At 42.4% G+C, this 20686-nt stretch carries 22 protein-coding genes; 17 read left to right on the top strand and 5 right to left on the bottom strand.

Annotated elements, in window-relative coordinates; all coding sequences use genetic code 11:
- Nucleotides 1-106 precede the first annotated feature (106 nt).
- Together LI288_RS13760 and LI288_RS13765 are read left to right on the top strand one after the other, a co-directional pair.
- Nucleotides 107-277: a hypothetical protein gene (locus LI288_RS13760; RefSeq protein WP_227090994.1), complete on the top strand. Its 171-nt coding sequence runs from the start codon at nt 107-109 to the stop codon at nt 275-277.
- A 71-nt stretch (nt 278-348) separates the two neighbouring features.
- On the top strand, nt 349-486 hold the full coding sequence (locus tag LI288_RS13765) for a hypothetical protein (protein ID WP_227090996.1): 138 nt from the start codon (nt 349-351) through the stop codon (nt 484-486).
- A 128-nt stretch (nt 487-614) separates the two neighbouring features.
- Here LI288_RS13765 and LI288_RS13770 read toward each other — a convergent pair whose 3' ends face one another.
- From LI288_RS13770 to LI288_RS13780, 3 genes are all read right to left on the bottom strand, one after another.
- A complete protein-coding gene (locus LI288_RS13770) occupies nt 615-887 on the bottom strand; it encodes a hypothetical protein (RefSeq protein WP_022432388.1) in 273 nt (90 codons plus the stop codon).
- 1 nt (nt 888) lies between these two features.
- A complete protein-coding gene (gene dtd, locus LI288_RS13775) occupies nt 889-1368 on the bottom strand; it encodes a D-aminoacyl-tRNA deacylase (RefSeq protein ID WP_227090998.1) in 480 nt (159 codons plus the stop codon).
- Between the two features lie 220 nt (nt 1369-1588).
- Nucleotides 1589-2812, bottom strand: a complete 1224-nt coding sequence (locus tag LI288_RS13780; RefSeq protein WP_022432386.1) for a 6-phosphofructokinase — start codon at nt 2810-2812, stop codon at nt 1589-1591.
- Between the two features lie 356 nt (nt 2813-3168).
- Between LI288_RS13780 and LI288_RS13785 the strand changes: the two genes are divergently transcribed.
- Nucleotides 3169-3879, top strand: coding sequence for an NUDIX domain-containing protein (locus LI288_RS13785; protein WP_227091002.1), 711 nt, complete (start codon nt 3169-3171; stop codon nt 3877-3879).
- Here LI288_RS13785 and LI288_RS13790 read toward each other — a convergent pair.
- Nucleotides 3780-4481 (bottom strand): DUF6512 family protein, encoded by a 702-nt coding sequence (locus LI288_RS13790; RefSeq protein WP_227091004.1) that lies wholly within the window; start codon nt 4479-4481, stop codon nt 3780-3782. The genes LI288_RS13785 and LI288_RS13790 overlap by 100 nt on opposite strands.
- A 128-nt stretch (nt 4482-4609) precedes the next feature.
- Between LI288_RS13790 and LI288_RS13795 the strand changes: the two genes are divergently transcribed.
- The 13 genes from LI288_RS13795 to LI288_RS13855 all read left to right on the top strand — a co-directional run bounded on the left by LI288_RS13795 (nt 4610) and on the right by LI288_RS13855 (nt 19521).
- Complete coding sequence (locus LI288_RS13795) at nt 4610-5290, top strand: flavin reductase family protein (protein ID WP_227091007.1); 681 nt, start codon at nt 4610-4612, stop codon at nt 5288-5290.
- Between the two features lie 21 nt (nt 5291-5311).
- A complete protein-coding gene (locus tag LI288_RS13800; protein ID WP_227091008.1) occupies nt 5312-7183 on the top strand; it encodes an ATP-dependent nuclease in 1872 nt (623 codons plus the stop codon).
- 174 nt (nt 7184-7357) lie between these two features.
- Nucleotides 7358-8854 (top strand): M23 family metallopeptidase, encoded by a 1497-nt coding sequence (locus LI288_RS13805; protein ID WP_227091010.1) that lies wholly within the window; start codon nt 7358-7360, stop codon nt 8852-8854.
- A 180-nt stretch (nt 8855-9034) separates the two neighbouring features.
- Entirely contained in the window at nt 9035-10327 is a 1293-nt protein-coding gene (locus LI288_RS13810) for a UDP-N-acetylglucosamine 1-carboxyvinyltransferase (protein ID WP_022432380.1), read from the top strand.
- A gap of 255 nt (nt 10328-10582) precedes the next feature.
- Nucleotides 10583-12130, top strand: a complete 1548-nt coding sequence (locus tag LI288_RS13815; protein ID WP_227091012.1) for a sensor histidine kinase — start codon at nt 10583-10585, stop codon at nt 12128-12130.
- 40 nt (nt 12131-12170) lie between these two features.
- A complete protein-coding gene (locus tag LI288_RS13820; RefSeq protein WP_022432378.1) occupies nt 12171-12860 on the top strand; it encodes a response regulator transcription factor in 690 nt (229 codons plus the stop codon).
- Nucleotides 12861-12896: 36 nt separating this feature from the next.
- Nucleotides 12897-14153, top strand: coding sequence for a GNAT family N-acetyltransferase (locus LI288_RS13825; RefSeq protein ID WP_331464668.1), 1257 nt, complete (start codon nt 12897-12899; stop codon nt 14151-14153).
- Between the two features lie 198 nt (nt 14154-14351).
- A complete protein-coding gene (locus tag LI288_RS13830; RefSeq protein WP_227091014.1) occupies nt 14352-15527 on the top strand; it encodes a CobW family GTP-binding protein in 1176 nt (391 codons plus the stop codon).
- A gap of 44 nt (nt 15528-15571) precedes the next feature.
- Nucleotides 15572-16519 (top strand): TIGR03943 family putative permease subunit, encoded by a 948-nt coding sequence (locus LI288_RS13835; protein ID WP_022432375.1) that lies wholly within the window; start codon nt 15572-15574, stop codon nt 16517-16519.
- Between the two features lie 20 nt (nt 16520-16539).
- On the top strand, nt 16540-17442 hold the full coding sequence (gene nudC / locus LI288_RS13840) for an NAD(+) diphosphatase (protein WP_022432374.1): 903 nt from the start codon (nt 16540-16542) through the stop codon (nt 17440-17442).
- Between the two features lie 88 nt (nt 17443-17530).
- Nucleotides 17531-18109 (top strand): nucleoside recognition domain-containing protein, encoded by a 579-nt coding sequence (locus LI288_RS13845; RefSeq protein ID WP_227091062.1) that lies wholly within the window; start codon nt 17531-17533, stop codon nt 18107-18109.
- 53 nt (nt 18110-18162) lie between these two features.
- Nucleotides 18163-18690 carry a spore maturation protein gene (locus tag LI288_RS13850; protein WP_227091016.1) on the top strand — a complete coding sequence of 176 codons (528 nt, stop codon included), beginning with the start codon at nt 18163-18165 and terminating at the stop codon, nt 18688-18690.
- Between the two features lie 27 nt (nt 18691-18717).
- Nucleotides 18718-19521, top strand: coding sequence for an MIP/aquaporin family protein (locus LI288_RS13855; protein ID WP_227091018.1), 804 nt, complete (start codon nt 18718-18720; stop codon nt 19519-19521).
- 228 nt (nt 19522-19749) lie between these two features.
- Here LI288_RS13855 and LI288_RS13860 read toward each other — a convergent pair whose 3' ends face one another.
- The gene (locus LI288_RS13860; protein ID WP_022432370.1) at nt 19750-19998 is read right to left on the bottom strand and encodes a YaaL family protein; all 249 of its coding nucleotides are present in this window, start codon (nt 19996-19998) and stop codon (nt 19750-19752) included.
- Between the two features lie 133 nt (nt 19999-20131).
- Between LI288_RS13860 and LI288_RS13865 the strand changes: the two genes are divergently transcribed.
- Nucleotides 20132-20608 (top strand): prepilin peptidase, encoded by a 477-nt coding sequence (locus tag LI288_RS13865; RefSeq protein ID WP_227091021.1) that lies wholly within the window; start codon nt 20132-20134, stop codon nt 20606-20608.
- Nucleotides 20609-20686 lie beyond the last annotated feature (78 nt).

Genomic DNA, 20686 nt, shown 5'->3' on the forward strand with positions numbered 1-20686 from the left:
TTATACGAAAAAATCCGGGCTGAATCCAATAAAATATTCAAAAAATCAGCAAAAAATCTTGCCGGCAGTTCCACAAGTCCAGTATAATAAAAGAAAGGAAGAATGCATGGATAATACACCATACGATGACGTATTCCGTACACTTTTAACCGACTGTACGGAGTTAATGATTCCGGTTGTGAATGAAATTTTTCATACAAAATATACCGGAGAAGAAACTATCTGCCTGCTTCAAAACGAGCATTTCATCAAGATGCCGGACGGCAGCATGAATTAAAAATAAAGCGATACACCGTCAACGAACTGTTTGAGAAAAAACTGTTCTTTCTGATACCGTTTCATATCTTTGTGTATGAAAAGGATTTTAAAGAACTCGAAGAAAATAAGAAAAAGTTAAAACAGCTGGAGGAAGAATATGCCGCAATCCGTGAACGGCTTGAAATTGCCTGCCAGAAGAAACAGTTGAGAAGCTGGCACGGTCGATGAATCAGACAAAACGCTGATACACAGATATTTTTGTTACAGTCTAAAAAGTTCCAATACACATTTACAAAAATAAATGTGTATTGGAACTGTATTTATTAAAAAAATTATTGCAAGAATAGTCTTTTGTATTAGTCTTCTTCAATCACCTGAATTTCCATATAAGAAAAGTCAATGCTGTCAATAAAATTATCCTGATAGAAACGGACTTTGGAATGACGTTTAAACTCCGCAACATTGGAATCCAGCCAGATAGGCTCGCTTAAATCAAAGGCATAGCAGGCACTGTGGATACCGTCAAAAATTTTTCGGGTACGGTTTGTGGCCGCATCATCATTTTCCACCACCATATCCTTGAGCAGATGATTGCTGTCATCAAATAATTTACACCATAATCGGAACATCTTAATTTTCCCGCCTTTCATTTGAGGATTCTTTGAAAAAATCACGGCTGTCTAAGACAACGGTAAACGGACCGTCATTTTCAAGGTCAACACGCATATGTGCACCGAAGCTTCCGGTTTCTACTTTGGTGACTTTTTCGCGGCACAATGCAACAAATTTCTCGTATAAAGCATCGGCACGGTCCGGTTCAAGGGCATCAAAAAAGCTTGGACGGTTTCCCTTGCGGCAGTCTGCGTAAAGTGTAAACTGGCTTACGACAAGCAGTTCGCCACCTACGTCCAAAAGGGAAAGATTGATTTTGTCATTTTCATCAGAGAAAATCCGCAGCTTTGTGATTTTATCCACAAACTTTGGCAGCATTTCTTCAGTATCTCCTTTTCCGGCGCCGAATAAAATCAGCAGTCCTTTACCGATAGAACCGACCGTTTGACCGTCAACGGTGACACTTGCGTGATTGACACGCTGTATTACAAATTTCATTTTTAAATCTCCATTCTTCAAAAAACAGCCGGCAGTCCGTTAAAAGAAGCGGCTGTCCGTGTATGTTTATATTTTTAGGATACAGTGATTGTAATGGATAATCGGGAGAATGACAAGGGGAAGAACAAAAAATTATTATATTGGAAAAATTTAAAAATAAAAATCCCCGGTCAGCCGAGACACGGGTTTCCGGGGATTTCACCTAAAATGTTATTCAGTTTTAGAAATTGACATTTAAATGTCTTGGAAGACCGTCAACCATAATTGGTGAAAGTTCAGCCTGAATGAGTGGTCTGATATAGTGAATCAGATCATCTGTAACATAGTCGTCATCTGTAATCCATTCTAACGGAATCTTCTTTTCCACATTGGCAATATCATGAACATCATGTGTTTCTGTAATGCACATATATGGGTCATCAGAAATTCTCTTTAAGACAACAACCTGTCCTGTAGCACCCTCAAAAGCTGCCTTTACAGCTGCACCACCTACGTTGAAGGCCTCTGTGATATCCGTACGGGAAGTCATGTGTGCGGCACAACGCTGCATGGTAGAAAGTTCAATTGCTCTTGTCTTGATGCCGAGTTCAGAACCAATCTTGTTTGCAAGGAACTTTGCAGAACCTGCTAACTGCTTGTGTCCGAATGCATCGACAAATTCTACGTGGTCAGAAAGTTCAAATACATATCTGCCGTCAGCAACCTTAATACCTTCTGAAATCGCAATAACCATAGAACGACCCTGTTCGCTTAAAGATTTTACTCTTGCCATGAACTTGTCAATATCAAATACCTTTTCAGGAAGGTAAATCATATCTACGCCTTCACAGTCTTCGCCCTTTGCGAGAGCAGCAGCAGCAGTCAGCCATCCGGCATTACGTCCCATGATTTCAACAATTGTGATTGTCGGATAATCATAAACAAGACCATCACGGATAATTTCTTTCATCGTTGCCGCAATATACTTGGCAGCACTACCGTAACCCGGTGTGTGGTCAGTAACAGCGAGGTCATTATCGATAGTTTTTGGAACACCCATAAATTTAATGTCACTGTTTACAAGATTTGCATAATCGGAAAGCTTCTTAATAGTATCCATGGAATCGTTACCACCGATGTAGAAGAAGTATTTTACTTCCAAATCTTCAAGTGTCTTAAAGATTTTTTCATATACAGCTTTATCTTCATTTACCTCCGGCAGTTTGTAACGACAGGAACCCAGATAAGAAGATGGGGTTCTCTTTAACAAATCGATGTCAATATCAGTCTTAATCTTTTCAGAAAGGTCAACATACTGTCCGTCCAGCAGCCCCTTGATGCCGTGAAGCATACCGTATACTTTTTTTGCCCCTCTGTCACGTGCAGTTTTGTATACACCTACCAGACTTGAGTTAATTACTGATGTTGGACCACCAGACTGACCAACGATTACATTTCCAATCATAAAATCCTCCATTCCTCCGCATTTGCGGTAATATCATCGTGGGACGACACAACTTTAAAAGGCATAAAACCCCCTTGGAAAGGCGGAAAATATGTAATCTTTTCTATGATGTTCCACGAATTCTTATAATTGCATTGTAGCATAAATAAATAAGATGTACAAGTAGCATAAAATAGAACTAAAAAAAATAAAAATTTAATAAAAACTCAAAAAAGACAGAAAATAAAAACAATTGTAACCACAGGGATTTAATACAACCCCCATTTGTGGTAAAATGTGCGTAAGCAATGAGCCGTGCCGGTTAAAAGCGGAAAGAAGTGCCGTGCTTGCACAAGGCGGCAGAAATGGAGAGAAATATGTATTTAGATAAAGAAAAAGCTGTAAAAGCATTTATGGGAACGGGAGAAAAAAACGCAGCCGGAGAAGATTTAGTCACATTTTTGGAAAAATATGACCCGCATAAATACCAGAATCCGTGCAATACCGTAGATATGGCGGTATTTGCCTACAATGAATCCGAAAAGAAAGTGACCAAAGTACTGCTGATTCAGCGGGGAAACCACCCAAGCATCGGATGGTGGGCGCTGCCGGGCGGATTTGTGGAGTACAGGGAAAATCTCGAAACGGCGGCAGCAAGAGAATTACAGGAAGAAACAGGAATTGAGCATTTAAGCTTTGAACAGTTAAAAACATATGGTGCATATGACAGGGACCCGCGTACGCGGATTATCACAACTGCCTATATTGCGCTGGTGCCGGAGGGACTTCTGCATGAAAAAGCTGGCGATGATGCTAAAAATGCAGGCTGGTTTACAATAAAAGATACCGAAATTTCAAGAAAAAACAACGCAGACGGTACAGTCTGCGCGACGCATCGGTTATGCCTTGAAAATAAGGAACTGGCAGTCCGCACGGAATCCCAGGTCCGTGTAGAGTGGAGTCCGGGTGCGGTACTTGAAAATAAAACCTATACGATGGAACACACGACCCTGCTGGCTTCTGACCACAGTGCCGTCATTCTGGAAGGATATGAGTATCTGGTAAAAAGACTGGCGGACAGACCGTAGCTGCCATTTTGCGGGTCGGAAAAAAGACCGATGTGCGGTGGATAAAAGGTAAAAAGCATGAATAAAAATGTCACAAATACCAGTACAAAAACAGGCAGAATCAGCGGAACCGGACGATGCGGTTTGTGGTAGGAAAATGTATTATAATATGGAAGACACGCATACCGGTAAAAGGTATAGTGGGCGTATAAAACAGCAATAAAATAAATAGCGATGTTTACCCAGTCCAGATTAAAGCCTAAAATGCCGTTGATGCCGTAAAATAAGACGACAACGGCCGCCATGCCGCAGAGTTCGCCAAATGCCGCGCCGTCCCAGTAGCAGGATAAAAACATTTTTTTCAGACTGCGGTTGGAAATAGGTGCATTGCCGCCTGCAATACCGGCAAAACAGCCGATTACAAGCAGTAAAAGAAACGGAAAAAACAATAGCTTTAAATGTTCCCATGTAGACTCATTGACAGGAACAAAAGGGGCAATCAGACGGCTCTCACCGAAAAAATCAAAGGCAAAGTGACAGGCAGTGCCAAGCGCCGCAGTAAGGATAAAAGAAACTGCGGTAAATATTTTTAAGCGCGTAAGTTTCTGGGTGACAGTATTCATAAAACTCCAATCCGCCGGAATACGGCATATACAAAGGTTTGATGATGACATCATAAGATAGTGTATCCATAAAAGAATGCAAATATAACACAGAAACCGAATACAAAAATCAGAAAGGACATTTAAAAATGGCAAAACAGACGTGGAAACCGGGAAATATGTTATATCCCGTACCGGCAGTGATGGTGAGCTGCCAGCGCGAGGGCGGAAAACCGAATATTATTACCGTGGCATGGGCAGGAACAATCTGTTCAGATCCGGCAATGCTTTCAATTTCCGTAAGGAAAAACCGATATTCCTATGACATTATAAAGGAAACAAAAGAATTTGTTGTAAATCTGACGACAAAGCAGTTATGCCGTGCAACCGATTACTGTGGTGTGCGTTCCGGCAGGGATGTTGATAAGTTTCAGGAAATGCACCTGACACCGCAGCCGTCAGAAAAGGTAAAAGCACCGGGCATTGCGGAAAGTCCGGTCAATATAGAGTGCCGTGTGACACAGGTGCTTGAACTGGGCACACACGATATGTTTCTGGCAGAAGTCGTGGCGGTGCGGGTTGATGATGATTACATGGATGAAAAAGGCAGATTTGACTTAAATGCGGCAGATTTAGTGACATATTCCCACGGTGAATATTTTACACTGGGTAAAAAGATTGGCACATTCGGATACTCCGTAGCAAAAAACAAACCCCAAAGCATTGCCGGAAACAACCCGAAACACAAGTCTAAAAGCAGCACAAAAAAAGGTGTAAAAGCGAAAGGCAGAAGCGGTAAACATACCCGAAAAGAAAAAGGAAAAAAGTAAGACAAAAAGGGGGCATTTTCGTTGAAAATTACACAGTTGTCCATTAAAAATTTTAAATCCGTAGAGGAACTGGTAATCCGCGATATTGAAGACGTACTTATTTTAGTCGGAAGAAACAATGCCGGAAAATCTGTCATGCTTGATGCAATCCGCGCGGTATCCGGCGATTATGCCATATCCGAAGCGGATTTTCACCACCGGGACGGCAATATTACCATCGGCATACAGCTTCTGATTACAGATGAAGATTTAGAGTATCTGCATCAGAACGGCATTGTCGGTAATTTCAAGCAGTTCTCACTGTGGAAAGAAAATTTTTGTAAAAAGCTGCCGTCCTATCAGGAAACGGAGGATGGCGGCACGCTTGAATTTGAATACATTTACGGCAGAAACGGCATCGTACGCTATAAAGACGGTTATTTTAAAAACAACCGTTATATCAAAAGTATTTTTCCGAAAATCTATTTCGTGGACCAGTACCGTGACAAAGAAGATATCAGTCAGGATTTGATTTTATTACAGCAGGATACCGGACTGCAGGCACTGCGGGACGACCGGTGCATTTTTGATGAAAAACGCAAATGCCACCAGTGCTTTGAATGTATCGGCGTAATCCAGAAAAAAACGCCGGAACAGCTGACACTGATGGAAACGAGCCGCCTGTTGCAGTACAAATTATTTACGTGTAATTTAAACCGGTTGTCAGAGCGTTTAAACTACTATTTCAGCCGCAACGGCGGGCAGTCCCATGAAATTCATTATGAGATTAAATTTGATGCGGACGAACTGTTTAAAATTGATACCGTTGTGCGTATGCGCGGCAGCAAAAAAGAGGGCGGACTGGATGCGCTCGGTGAAGGCTTAAAAAGCATTTACATTTTATCCCTGCTTCAGACCTATGTGGATACAAAAAACACAGCACCGTATATTATTATGGTAGATACACCGGAAATTTATCTGCACCCGCAGTTAAAAAAGGTTGCGAGTGAAATCCTTTACCGGCTGTCCAAAAAGAATCAGGTTATATTTTCCACGCACGAGCCGGAGATGCTGTTTAACTTTACATCGGGACAGATTCGTCAGGTGTATTCCGACAGCAGGTACAATACGTGTGTACGTGAAGACACCGACTTGGATGCCATTTTAAATGATCTGGGCTATACGGCAAATGACTTGATGAATGTGAGCTTTGTCTTTATTGTTGAGGGTAAGCAGGATAAGAGCCGCCTGCCGCTGCTGCTTAAAAAATATTATTCCGAGGTCTATGATGAGTCCGGACAGCTCAAGCGCATTGCGATTATTTCCACCAACAGCTGTACGAATATCAAGACATATGCCAATTTAAAATACATCAATTCTGTTTATTTAAAGGACAGTTTTATGATGATCCGGGACAGCGACGGCAAAAACAGGATGCAGTTAGGACAGCAGCTCTGCAAATATTACGGCGACCGGTCACATGAAGATAAAGGCAATCTTCCACGGGTTACGGAGAAAAATGTGCTGATTTTAAAATATTATTCGTTTGAAAATTATTTTCTGTTTCCGGAAGTCATGGCGCAGATTGGTGTTGTAAAAAGTGTCGATGCGTTTTACGACATTTTGTGGAGTAAATATCAGGAATATCTCTATAAATTAACAAGTGTGAAAGCCATGTTAAAAAAAACGGGGATAAAGATACAGTCCCGTCAGGACATTGTGGATAACATTGAAAATATCCGGATTTACGTGCGCGGTCACAACCTGTACGACATTTTCTACGGCCGTTATAAAAAGCAGGAAAATGAAATCCTGACGAAATACATTGAAGCTGCGCCGCGGGAAATTTTCGCGGATATTCTTGAAAAAATAGATGCGTTTGTCTACTTTGATTCGCGTAAAAAAGAAGAATAACACTACAGGCTTAAAAGGGCGGACATCAAAGATGCCCGCTCTTTACAAATTGCTCCGGATATGGTAACATGACAAATATTACAAAAGTGTTACAAAACAGTAAACTACACAGTTTATCGATTATGTTATAGATTATGATAGAAATGCCGTCACACGGCAGAAATGGAGAGAGTCATGTCACATTTTACCAAATATGGGAAAAGAATGAGACTGATGCTGCTGACAGCAATGTTTGTTGCCAGTATGGTATGCTTATTTGCAATACCGTTTGTAGAAAAGAATCTTTTAAATAATCAGGTAGCGTATTACCGTATAGAAGTAAACGGAACAGAAGTCGGGGCTGCCAATTCCCGCGCAGATGCGGCAAAAGCGCTTGCAGATGCAAGAGGACGGCTTTCCGGCATTTATCCTGATGTTGTATATATGGAGCCGGAGTATACGGTAATTAAAGAGAGCCATCTTACGGCGGAACGCATGAGTGAGGAAGAACTCTCAGACAGTATCTATAGTGCATTATTTTCCAGTATAACAGATGTGAATTCACAGATTGCCTATATGGTCAGAATGGACGATGCAACGGTTACACTTGCGAGTCTGGATGATGTGTATACGCTGCTTTCCCGTGTGGAACAGCAGTATGACACCCAAAAAGAGTATACGGTGCAGTTAAATGCCACAGGCAGCAGCGGAGATTATACTGTCAGCTTTGAAAAGACCCAGACGGATGCCAGCAAAGACATCGTATCTGCGGTACTAAGCGGACAGGCATCCACGACACAGGAAGACGGAACGGTCGTGCATGACGGGATTACATCCATTGATTTTGCGCAGAATGTAACTGTCAGCGAAGTGCTTCTTGCAAAGACCGGGATTGTCAATGTGGACACGGCTTACGAAGCAGTGACAAAATCATCAGAAAACCGTGTGTTATATGAAGTAAAGGCGGGAGAAACCGTTGAATCCGTCGCTTCCGATTACAGAATTGATAAAGAACAGATTTACGAATGGAATACGCAGCTGGATACGGATTCGGTGCTTGCAGAGGGTGAGATGATAACACTTTCTGTACCGGAAACCCTGCTGTCTGTTGTGATGACAAAGCGTGAAACATATGATGAGGCGTATCGTGCAACACCGCAGTATATACAGGATGAGGAAGCACAGAAGGGTAAGAATACGATAGAGGAAGAAGGAAGCACAGGAACCAGAAAGGTTACGGCAGAGGTTTCCTATATTAATGGAAGACGGACAGATACGAAGATTATAGATGAAAAAGTCCAGACAGAATCGCAGCCACAGGTGATTTCAGTGGGTACGCAGTCAGACAGTGCGTATGGGTTACCGGTTTCCGGACAGTTTGGCGGAAATGTAAATAACGGTGTCATCTGGCTTGCAAAAGAGCGGACATCTGTTTATGCGGCAGCAGAGGGTACGGTGACACGTACCGGATGGTATGCAGATTACGGATATTGTATTGACATTACACATAAAGACGGCTCCGTAACAAGATATGGACACCTTGATGCAATTGGTGTGGTAAAAGGGCAGAATGTGACAGCAGGACAGCTGATTGCCAACAGCGGCAGTACCGGAAACTGCGATGAACCGTGTCTGTATTTTGAGCTGTGGATAAACGGCAGCACCGTAAATCCACTGCGCTTTATTCAGTAAAAGATAGTTCTTATGTATCAGATAAAGCATATACTGTAAATGCGCCTTTGCAAAACAAAGCTATTTTCGCAAGGTTTTTTTGGCTATACTCTTTACAAATGTGATGTTTATGTTATAATTTAACAGAATATGTTGAAAATAATAATGAAGTTGATATAGATAAGATAGAGGTGCATAACAATGGAACAGTATGTGATTAAGGGTGGAGTACGCCTTCAAGGAGAAGTTTCCATAGGTGGAGCAAAGAATGCAGCACTCGGCATTCTCGCTGCTGCGATTATGACAGATGAAACGGTAACGATAGAAAACGTGCCGAATGTACGGGATATTCGTGTACTTTTACAGGCAATTGAGGGGATTGGTGCAAAGGTTACTTATGTATACAATAATTCCGTTCAGATTAACGGTGGTTCTATCAGTGATATTAATGTAGATTACGAATATATTAAGAAAATCAGGGCGTCATATTATTTACTGGGCGCACTGCTTGGAAAGTATAAGGAATCCCAGGTGGCTCTTCCGGGCGGATGTAATATCGGAAGCCGTCCGATTGACCAGCACATCAAGGGCTTTAAGGCTCTGGGTGCGGAAGTGGATATTTCCTACGGAAAGATTCATACAAAGGCAGAAAAGCTTGTGGGCAGCCACATTTATTTTGATGTCGTGACAGTCGGCGCAACAATTAACCTGATGTTAGCTTCCTGCATGGCAGAAGGCGATACGATTCTTGAAAATGCAGCAAAAGAGCCGCATATCGTAGATGTAGCGAACTTCTTAAATGCAATGGGCGCGAATATCAAAGGGGCCGGAACAGACGTTATCCGTATTAAAGGCGTTTCCCGTCTGCACGGTACGACGTATTCGATTATTCCGGATCAGATTGAAGCGGGAACATTTATGTTTGCGGCAGCAGCAACCAAAGGTGATATTACGGTAAGAGATGTCATTCCAAAACATCTGGAATCTTTATCTGCAAAGCTGCTTGAAATCGGATGTCAGGTCATTGAAGGTGATGACAGCGTACGTGTTATTGGCAGTGAAGAATTAAAATCTACCAATGTAAAGACACTCCCGTATCCGGGATTTCCAACGGATATGCAGCCACAGATGGCAGTTGTTCTTGCACTTGCCAACGGTTCAAGCATGGTAACGGAAAGCATTTTTGAAAACCGTTTTAAATATGTAGACGAATTAAACCGCATGGGCAGCAAGATTAAGGTAGAGGGTAACACCGCTTATATCGAAGGTGTATCCGGATTTACAGGCGCACAGCTTGCAGCACCGGATTTACGTGCGGGTGCGGCACTTGTACTTGCAGCACTTGCAGCGGAAGGCATTTCCGAAATTGAGGACATTGAATATATTCAGAGAGGGTACGAAGATTTTGAAGGAAAGTTAAGAAGTCTTGGTGCTTTAATTGAACGTGTCGATTCAGAAAGAGATGTACAGAAATTTAAATTAAAAATCGGCTGATGAAAACTGGTATACACTGATGCGGAAACGTGGGTGTGTACCAGCCTTTTTACTTTTATTACTAATATTTAATAAAATTTATTGTTTGTTTTGATAAAAATAAGACAATTTGTGATATGATAAATTTGGTATTTATCTATTTCACACACGCATTTTGTGTCCGTGCGCACAGAACACAAATTCATTATGCGGACCGGAATCATATAGGCTGCAGAATATAGCTAAAATAGACGTAGGGCGTGCGCAGAAATGAAGATGACAATGAAACTGAAAAATAAATTAATATTAACTTTTTGCATTATGAGTATTCTTCCGATGGTTCTGTGCGGACTGGTTATCTGCGGCATGTATAAAATCCATGCACAGAATATGTACCAGACCTATGAGATAGACAGTCAGACATTTCTGATTGATTTTTACTCGCCGATGGAGCTGATGGGAAAGATTACGGAAAATATTTATGACGATATCCGTGAAATTGCAGAGGAAAATCCGGAAAAGTTTAACGATGAAAGCTATCTGGAGCATATTGATTACAGACTGTCAGAGAAGCTCTCAGAGCTGGTTGTCCGTAAAAACGGGGTCTATACATATCAGTCAGAGGTGCTTAAAGGAAAAAATATTGATGAGCTGCTTCCGGCATATGATGAAGATGAGAACATTTGTGATGTGGCACTTTATAAGGGCGGCGACTACCAGACACTGGTAAAGCAGATTAATTTTTCCGACAGTCAGGGCAATGAATACAGTGTATCCATTCTGACATCATTAAATCAGATTGTACCGCAGCTGAAAATGTTTGCAATCGAACTGTTTGCGGCAGTTTTTCTGATACTAGTGATTACAAGCCTGATACTGAATCTGTGGATATATCGTTCCGTTGTGACACCGCTTAATAAGCTGAAGCTGGCGACACATAATATACAGGCGGGTAATTTTGATTTTGAAATGCCGAATGTCCCGAAAAATGAAATCGGTGATGTGTGCCGTGATTTTGAGGAAATGCGTGTCATTTTAAAGCAGTCGTCCGAAGACAAGATTCGTTCCGATATGGAAGAAAAAGAGCTGATCCGCAATATTTCACATGATTTAAAGACACCGCTGACGGCGATTAAAGGTTATGTGGAAGGGATTCAGGACGGTATTGCGGATACACCGCAGAAGCAGGAAAAGTATTTGCGTACAATTGCCAATAAGGTCAATGATATGGACAAGCTGATTGATGAGCTAACGATTTATTCCAAGTTAGATACCAACCGTGTGCCGTATTCCTTTGCAAAGATTCCGATTAAGGGATATTTTGATGACTGCTGTGAGGAGATTAAGATTGACTTAGAAGCGCAGGGCATTGATCTGGATTACCGTTGTTATGCGGGGGATGATGTGTTTATCGTTGCAGATGCGGAACAGTTAAAGCGTGTCATCAACAATATTGTCAGCAACTCCGTAAAATACCGCGACGAAAGCCGGAAAGAAAAAATTACAATTGCCGTTTATGACGAGGGTGATTATGTACACATTCTGCTGGCAGACAACGGAAAAGGCATTGGGGCAAGAGAACTGCCGCGTATTTTTGAACGTTTTTACAGAACGGATTCATCAAGAAACAGCAGGCAGGGCGGAAGTGGTATCGGACTTGCCATTGTTAAAAAAATTATTGAAGACCACAAGGGAAAAATCTGGGCAGAAAGTGTGGAGGGCGAAGGAACAGCCATGCATATCAATCTGTTAAAATATAAAGATAATTCCCATTATTGTATAGAAGATAAAAGTGGAAAAAAGAGTGCAAAGGGACTCAGATAAAATGTAACACAGAAATGTAAAACAGAAAGGAAATTGGGGTATGAGCAGAGTATTAATAGTAGAAGATGAAGAAGCCATTGCAGAAATTGAAAAAGATTATCTGGAATTAAGTGATTTTGAAGTTGTCATTAAGTCAGACGGTACACAGGGACTGGCAACCGCTTTAAATGAAGATTTTGATATTATGATTTTAGATGTCATGCTGCCGGGAACGGACGGTTATGAAATCTGCCGTCAGGTCCGTGAAGTCAAAAACACACCGATTATCATGGTATCGGCAAAGAAAGAAGACATTGATAAAATCCGCGGACTGGGTGTCGGCGCAGATGATTATATGACAAAGCCGTTCAGTCCAAGCGAACTGGTGGCAAGAGTAAAAGCACATCTGGCAAGATATGAGCGCTTGGTCAGCAGTGCAAAGCAGGAAAATGATGTGATTGAAATCCGCGGCATTAAGATTGACAAGACGGCAAGACGTGTTTTTGTCAACGGCGAGGAAAAAGTTTTTACGACGAAGGAATTTGATCTGCTGACATTCCTTGCAGAGCACCCAAACCACGTATTTACAAAGGACGAACTGTTTAAAGAAATCTGGGATATGGATTCTATCGGTGATATTGCAACCGTTACCGTGCATATCAAAAAGATTCGTGAAAAGATTGAGTATGATACGTCAAAGCCGCAGTATATTGAAACCATCTGGGGTGTCGGATACAGATTTAAAATGTAATATAGGGTATGATAACAGCCTGTGGTGTTTTGCATCATGGGCTTTTACTATGAAAATGAAGAAAAGGGTATGGATAAAATGGCAAGGAAAACAAAATATGAAATACGAACGTTAAAAACAGAAACAGATGATGTCAATCAGTATAATGCACTGCTTAGGTATGCTTTTCAGGTGACGGAGCAGGAACTGGCAGAAACCGGCTGGCGGGACGATGAGATTAAACAGTCCAAGTTCCCGGTGTTAGACCGTGCGGACGTGCTGGGCTGTTTTGACGGAAAGACACTGATTTCGCAGTTTGCGGTTTATCCGCTCAAAATGAATATTTACGACACGGTTTTTCAGATCGGATTTGTAACAAGTGTCTGCACCTATCCGGAGTATTCGGGACACGGCATTATGAAAAAACTCATGGTAAAGAGCCTGACCAATATGCGGCATAAGGGCCAGTCGTTTGCACTGTTGTATCCGTATTCCATTCCGCTGTATCACAAGCTTGGCTGGGAAATCGTATCCAATAAAATCTCCTATACGGTCAAAGACCGCCAGATACCGGCGAAAGCGACTGCGCCGGGGTATGTGCGCCGCGTGGACTGGGAAAATGCGGATTTTATGAATCTTCATTCGACCTTTGCTTCCATCACACACGGCTGTCTGTTCCGCAATGCGCTGGCATGGGAAGAATACTGGCGCTGGGACGAGGACGACACCAACGTGGCAGTCTATTACAATGAAGCGGACAAGCCGTGCGGTTACATGGTTTATCTGATCAAGTCCGACATTATGCACATAAAAGAAATGATTTATTTAAACCGTGAGGCACAGCAAGGCTTGTGGGAGTATATCCGTGCGCATGAATCCATGATTGATGAAGTCCGCGGAAACACCTATTTTAGCGAGCCGATAGCCTTTGAAATGGATGACGGCGATATCCGCGAAATGATTCGTCCGTACTGCATGGGCAGAATTGTCGATGTGGAGCAGTTCTTTGAAAATTATCCGTGTGACCCAGACGAAAAACCGGTGCGGATTGCATTTGAACTGCATGATGAACTGCTTTCATGGAATAATAAGACGGTGACGGTGCTGTTTGAGGACGGACACTGTAAAATTACAAAAGAACCCGCAGATTATACCTTAAAAATGAGCATTGCGACACTCACAACCCTGCTTTTAGGATACAAGACCGCAGAACGTCTGTATGAAATGGAGCGGATAGAAGGCACGGAGGAAGCTGCAGAACATTTAGATGATGTATTGTTTCACAAGATTCCGTATATTTCGGATTATATTTAATGAGAATTTTATATTTAGCCAGTTCTGTCGGCAGCCTGAAAGATGCACTGCGTTTTTCCTTTGAAAACCGCACATAAAGAGGTGCCGGATTTAGACAGAGCCTAGGGAATATAAGAACAGGGGGAGTTGACAGCATTGGTATAATAAAAGATAAGGAAAAGATTAGAACTTGCCGTAAAGGCAGAAAGGAAGATAATCATGACAAAGGTAGATATTATTTCAGGATTTTTAGGTGCAGGAAAAACCACTTTAATCAGTAAATTATTAAAAGAAGCATTAAAGGACGAGCAGGTCGTTCTGATAGAAAACGAATTTGGCGAAATCGGTATTGACGGTGGATTTTTAAAGGATTCCGGCGTGGAAATCAGGGAAATGAATTCCGGCTGTATCTGCTGTTCACTGGTAGGCGACTTCGGTACATCTTTAAAGGAAGTTGTTGACAAGTACCATCCGGACAGAATCATCATCGAGCCGTCAGGTGTCGGCAAGCTCTCCGATGTCATTAAGGCAGTAAAGGACCTTCATATCGAAAATGAAATCCGCTTAAACAGTGCATCAACTGTAGCAGATGCTTCTAAAGTAAAAGTATACATGAAGAACTTCGGTGAATTCTTCAACAACCAGATTGAACATGCAGGCACAATCATTTTAAGCCGTACACAGAATGTCAGCGAAGACAAGTTAAAGAAGGCTATTGAACTGATTCGTACAGTCAATGCCAATGCACATATTATTACGACACCTTGGGATGACTTAGAGGGTACACAGATTTTAGGTGCCATGGAAAACGTAACGAACCTCGAACTGGAAATGCTTGCAGAAGCAGCTGAAAAAGCGCATGAAGAACATGAACACGAGCATCATCACCATCATGACGGCGAGGAGTGCTGCTGTGGTCATCATCACGATGAGGACGAACACGACCACCATCATGACCACGATGAGGACGAACACGAACATCACCATCACGGAAATGACGAGGAATGTGGCTGCGGACATGACCATGACCACGAGGAACATGAACATCATCATCACGACCATGATGGCGAATGTGGCTGCGGACATGACCATCACCATGAAGGACATCATCATGCAGATGACGTATTCTCAAGCTGGGGTACAGAAACACCGAATAAATACGACAAAGAAACACTTGAAGACATCTTAAAGAAGCTTGCCAATACAGAAGAATACGGTAAGATTCTGCGTTCAAAAGGTATGCTTCCTTGCACGGACGGCACATGGATGTATTTTGATTTAGTACCGGGAGAATACGAAATCCGTGACGGCAAGGCAGATTTTACAGGAAGAATCTGTGTCATCGGTGCCGAATTAAAAGAAGATGCGTTAAAAACATTATTTGAAATCGCCTAAGCTCTGCGGCAATTCACAGGGACAGGAGTTGAAAGGAAGGACACATGGCAGAAGAAGAATACCAGATTCCGATATTTTTTATAAACGGACAGTTAGACAGCGGAAAGACCCGTTTTATAACAGAAACAATTGAGATGGGACAGTTTGCGGAAGCAAAAAATAAGCTGCTTATTGTATGCGAAGAAGGCGAGGAGGAGTACGATGAAAAAATGCTCAAAGATAACGGTGTGAGCATGGTTGTACTTGAAAAAGAAGATTTAACCGAAGAAAAGTTAAAAGAACTGGATAAGCAGTATGACCCATGGATTGTTATTGTCGAGTACAACGGCATGTGGGACCCGGCACTTTTAATGGGAACTGCAAAGCCGTTTGGCTGGCAGATTTACCAGTCCATTACACTGGTGAATGCAGAAACCTTCGGTGTACAGTGGGCAAATATGAAATCCATCATGGCTGAAATGGTAAAAAATGTAGATATGGTTATTTTTAACCGCTGCAGCAGCGGCATGGATCTTGGCAGCTACAGAAGAAGCATGAAAGCGTTAAATTCATATGTACAGATAGTCTTTGAAGACAAAAACGGCGATATGATGTCCATTGCAGAGCAGCTTCCGTATGATGTCAATGCAAATGTGATTGAGGTCGATGACTGCGATTACGGCATCTGGTACATGGACGTTTCCGAGCGCCCTGAAGTGTATAAGGGTAAAACCGTACGCTTTAAGGGGCAGGTTTTAAAAAATAAATATTTTAAAGACAAAAATTTTGTACCGGGCAGAAAGGTCATGACCTGTTGTGCAGAGGATACTTCCTTTATCGGTTATATCAGCTTTTACGATAAAATATCTTCTCTTGAAAACAGACAGTGGATTACAGTAACGGCACAGATTGCATATGAGTTCCAGATGGCATATAAGAAAAAAGGTCCGGTTCTTTATGTGCAGAAGGTAGAGCCGGCAGAAGCACCGGCAGACGAACTGGTTTACTTCTAAATAAAGAGAGGACAATACCGATGATTCAGGATATTTTACCACGCCATCTGGACAATCAGTTCAGGTGGCTGACACCGCAGAAAAGCGATATTATTCTTTTATTTGAGGGTTCCAGTGTGCTTGCAAAATGGCAGGATGAAAAAATTTATTATCCTGATTACGAAGAATTCTGCACACAGACAGATGCGGCAAAATACACGTTTATTTATGTATTGTCTGTCGATGAAATCCAGTATTTTCTGGCAATGCGCAAAGGAGAAGTGCTGGAGGGTAGCTTTCAGGGAGAGCTTTCCGATGCGAAAGTGCATGAGGAATATCAAAGCGAATTAGACGGCTATGATTTTTTAGGTGTCAATATCTTCCGCAGTGCCGTACCGAAATACAGGGCATTTGCAGCGATTACGGCATATCATTTATATGGCTGGTACCGTGACAACCGTTTCTGCGGCAGATGCGGAAAACCGATGGTACACGATAAAAAGGAACGCATGGTGCGATGCATGTGCTGCAACAATATGGTGTTCCCGAAAATTTGTCCGGCGGTGATTATCGGCGTGACAGACGGGGACAGAATATTGCTCACCAAATATGCGGGAAGAACATATAAAAATTATGCGCTGGTTGCCGGATTTACGGAAATCGGAGAAACGCTGGAACAGACCGTAGAGCGGGAAGTCATGGAAGAAGTAGGGCTTCACGTAAAAAATATCCGGTATTACAAGAGCCAGCCGTGGGCGTTAAGCGGTTCGCTGCTTGCGGGATTTTTTTGCGAACTGGACGGTGACGATACAATCAGCTTGCAGGAAGATGAGCTGTCTGTCGGGAAATGGGCCCATGCAGATGACCTTGAACTCGAAGATGACGGCATCAGCCTGACAAGAGAAATGATTTTAAAATTTAAAGAAGAACACGCCAAAAGATAAACGGATAACAGACATGCGGCAGAAAATTTACGCATATATTGAAGATGAATTTAGTATATTTCATGATTTCATGTGGAAATGGAGCAGCATGTTAAATTATTTGTGGGCGGCAATGATTGTAATCGGAATTGTATACGGCGCTTTTACCGGCAATATGACAGCTGTATCGGACGGAGCGCTCGATTCGGCAAAAGAAGCGGTTACGTTGTGCATTACCATGCTTGGTGTGATGTCTCTTTGGACGGGGCTTATGGAAATTGCCAATCGCTCAGGACTGATTGATAAATGTACCAAAGCGATTCTGCCATTGATGCAGTGGCTGTTTCCGGGTGTACCAAAAGACCACGATGCGATGCAGCATATTACCACCAATGTCATCGCCAATTTTTTAGGGCTTGGCTGGGCGGCGACACCGGCGGGACTGCGTGCAATGAAAGCGCTTTCAGAGTTAAACGTGGAAAACAGCCGCGCCAGCACAGATATGTGTACCTTTCTTGTAATTAATATTTCTTCGATTCAGCTGATTCCGGTCAATATTATTGCATACCGCAGCCAGTACGGCAGTGTGAATCCGACGGCAATTGTAGCACCGGCAATTCTTGCGACCACAGTCAGTACACTGGCTGCGATTGTATTTTGTAAGATAATGGCAGGAAAATCGGCATAACATTTGTACTGACGTCATATATTTATAATAATGTACAAAATGACGGTGGTTTCATGGGATTTATCGTTGCAGTATCCGCATTTATTATTCCACTCATTATTTTTTATGTGGTTGTGGACGGAATCATACATCAGACGGATGTCTATGATGTATTTGTTGAAGGTGCAAAAGACGGCATGAAAACGGTGGTGTCCATTCTTCCGACACTGATTGGACTGATGATGGCAGTTGGAATTTTGCGGGCATCCGGTTTCCTTGCGTGGATTTCCGCAAAGATCGGAATACTGACAGACCTGTTTGGGATTCCCTCACAGATGATTCCTCTGATTATCGTCAGAATGTTCAGTTCTTCGGCGGCAACGGGGTTATCACTGGATTTGTTCCGGGAATATGGAACGGATTCTTACATAGGACTGATTACATCCATTATGATGAGCTGTACAGAAACGATATTTTATACAATGTCGGTCTATTTTCTGGCGGCAAAGGTGCGAAAGACGCGGTGGACGCTTGCGGGAGCACTTGTATCGACAGCAGCGGGAATTGCAGCAAGTGTTTTTCTGGCACGCCTGATGAGTTAAAAATAAAAAATGGAGGATTACAGGAAAATGAAAAAATATCTGGCAGAATTTCTCGGCACATTTATCCTGACATTTATGGTATGCGGGGCAGTCTCATTCACGGGTGGATATGCGGGGTATCTCGGTGTTGTCGGCATTGCGCTGACAGCCGGTTTTACGGTGGCGGTGCTGTTATACGTTTTTGGCACGGTATCGGGAGCACATTGTAATCCGGCAGTGTCGGCGGGCATGCTGATTGCCGGAAGGCTCAGTGTCGTGGATTTTATGGGTTATGTGGTATCACAGGTGTTTGGCGCACTTGCAGCGGCATTTGCCCTGTATGGATTGTCAAAGTCATTTGACGCACAGGTAATATCCCAGTATCAGTCCTATGGATATGATTTGGTCGGACTTGGCACAAATGGTTATGCAGATACATCAGCTTTCTTAAAAATTAATGTCTGGGGTGCATTTGTTACGGAGCTGCTCTTGACATTTGTCTTTGTGCTGGCATTTCTCTGTGTGACGGCGAAAACAGCGTACAAAAATGTGGCAGGGCTGGTAGCCGGTATGGCATTTTGCATGGCAGAACTGTTTGGACTGGTACTTACAGGCGCAGGAATCAATCCGGCAAAAAGCTTTGGTACAGCCTTTGTAAAGGCAGTTTTTGGTGATGTAAAGGCTCTTTCACAGGTCTGGGTATTTCTTGTGGCACCGCTTGCGGGCGGCCTGCTTGCGGGACTTTGCAGCCTTTATTTTTACGGAAAGCCAAGAAAAAAGATTTCCCGGAAGGAAACCGATGAAAAAGAAGCGCTGGAGCTTTTGGAAAAAGAAGAAACAACGGAACGGTAATAGGATAAATCAGGACAGATACGGTGTATCTGTCCTTTTTTCATGCAGGGATTTGTTTCTGAGCGAAAACAAATCTCTCTGATGGCAGATGAAAAATCTCCTGTGTCACAAAGTCATTCAGAAATATGGATTAGTGTACAAAATTCCTATGATTATAATATACTCTAAAAATATAAGAATAAGTATTGACAAATAGATTCAAAAGGTGTATTATACGTATACAATACATCATACATCTGCGATATGAACAGTCTTTGCAGATGATTTTTCATATTCTTTTGCTTTTTGCAGAAGATATTTATAACGCTTCTGTTCGGAGTTGACCTGATAGATATAGCAGTCAATCAGATCCGGGTCGGTAGCGTTGTCAAAGTTTGAATAAGCGGCGCTTAAAGCTCTCTTTGTCAGGGCGATTTCCTGCAAGAGGTACTGGTTTTCCTGCGTGACAGGCTTATTATTCTTTTTTAATAATTTCACTAAGAATCCCTCACTTTATAGTTCGTTAATAGAATGATTTGCAAATATAATCGACGACTATATTATATTTTCAGTATAGACAGACAGCCGTCTGAATATACAAAAAAAGGAAAAATTTTTAAGGAGGAACTGGATGGTTTCGTATTTACCGGAAATCCGTGCAGGTATGGCATTGTTACTGGCATTTTGCGCCATGGTTCAGGATCTGCGGAATTTTAAAATCGGCAACCGGCAGATTTTAGTGGGGTTACTCGGGGCAGCAGGATGTATGGCGTATGAGTGGATGATGGGAGGTGTGTGTGCAGAACAACTGACAGCGGGATTTAGTGTATTGGGTGTATTGTATATGGTTTATCTGATTGGAGGTATCGGAGCAGGGGATGTAAAACTCCTTGCCGTGACAGGATTTATATGGGGCAGACCGGTCTGGAAGATTACGGTGCTTGCATTTTTAATCGCATCCGGCATGGGGCTTGCAGGGATTTTAAGTGGAAAGCTTAAAAAACGTGAAATGAATGTGATGAATTGTACATCAGTCCGTCTGCATGTTATGCATTTTGGAGCAGCAGTTTTTGCGGCGGAGCTGGTAACGGGGTGGCTTATGTTTTAATAACACAGTCACAAAAAGTAAGAGGGGCACAAGACAGCAGGGAAAAACAGAGGAGTGAAAGGCGGGGTGAGAAAAGAC

The organism is Lachnospira pectinoschiza, from assembly GCF_020564355.1.
Classification (GTDB): Bacteria; Bacillota; Clostridia; order Lachnospirales; family Lachnospiraceae; genus Lachnospira; species Lachnospira intestinalis.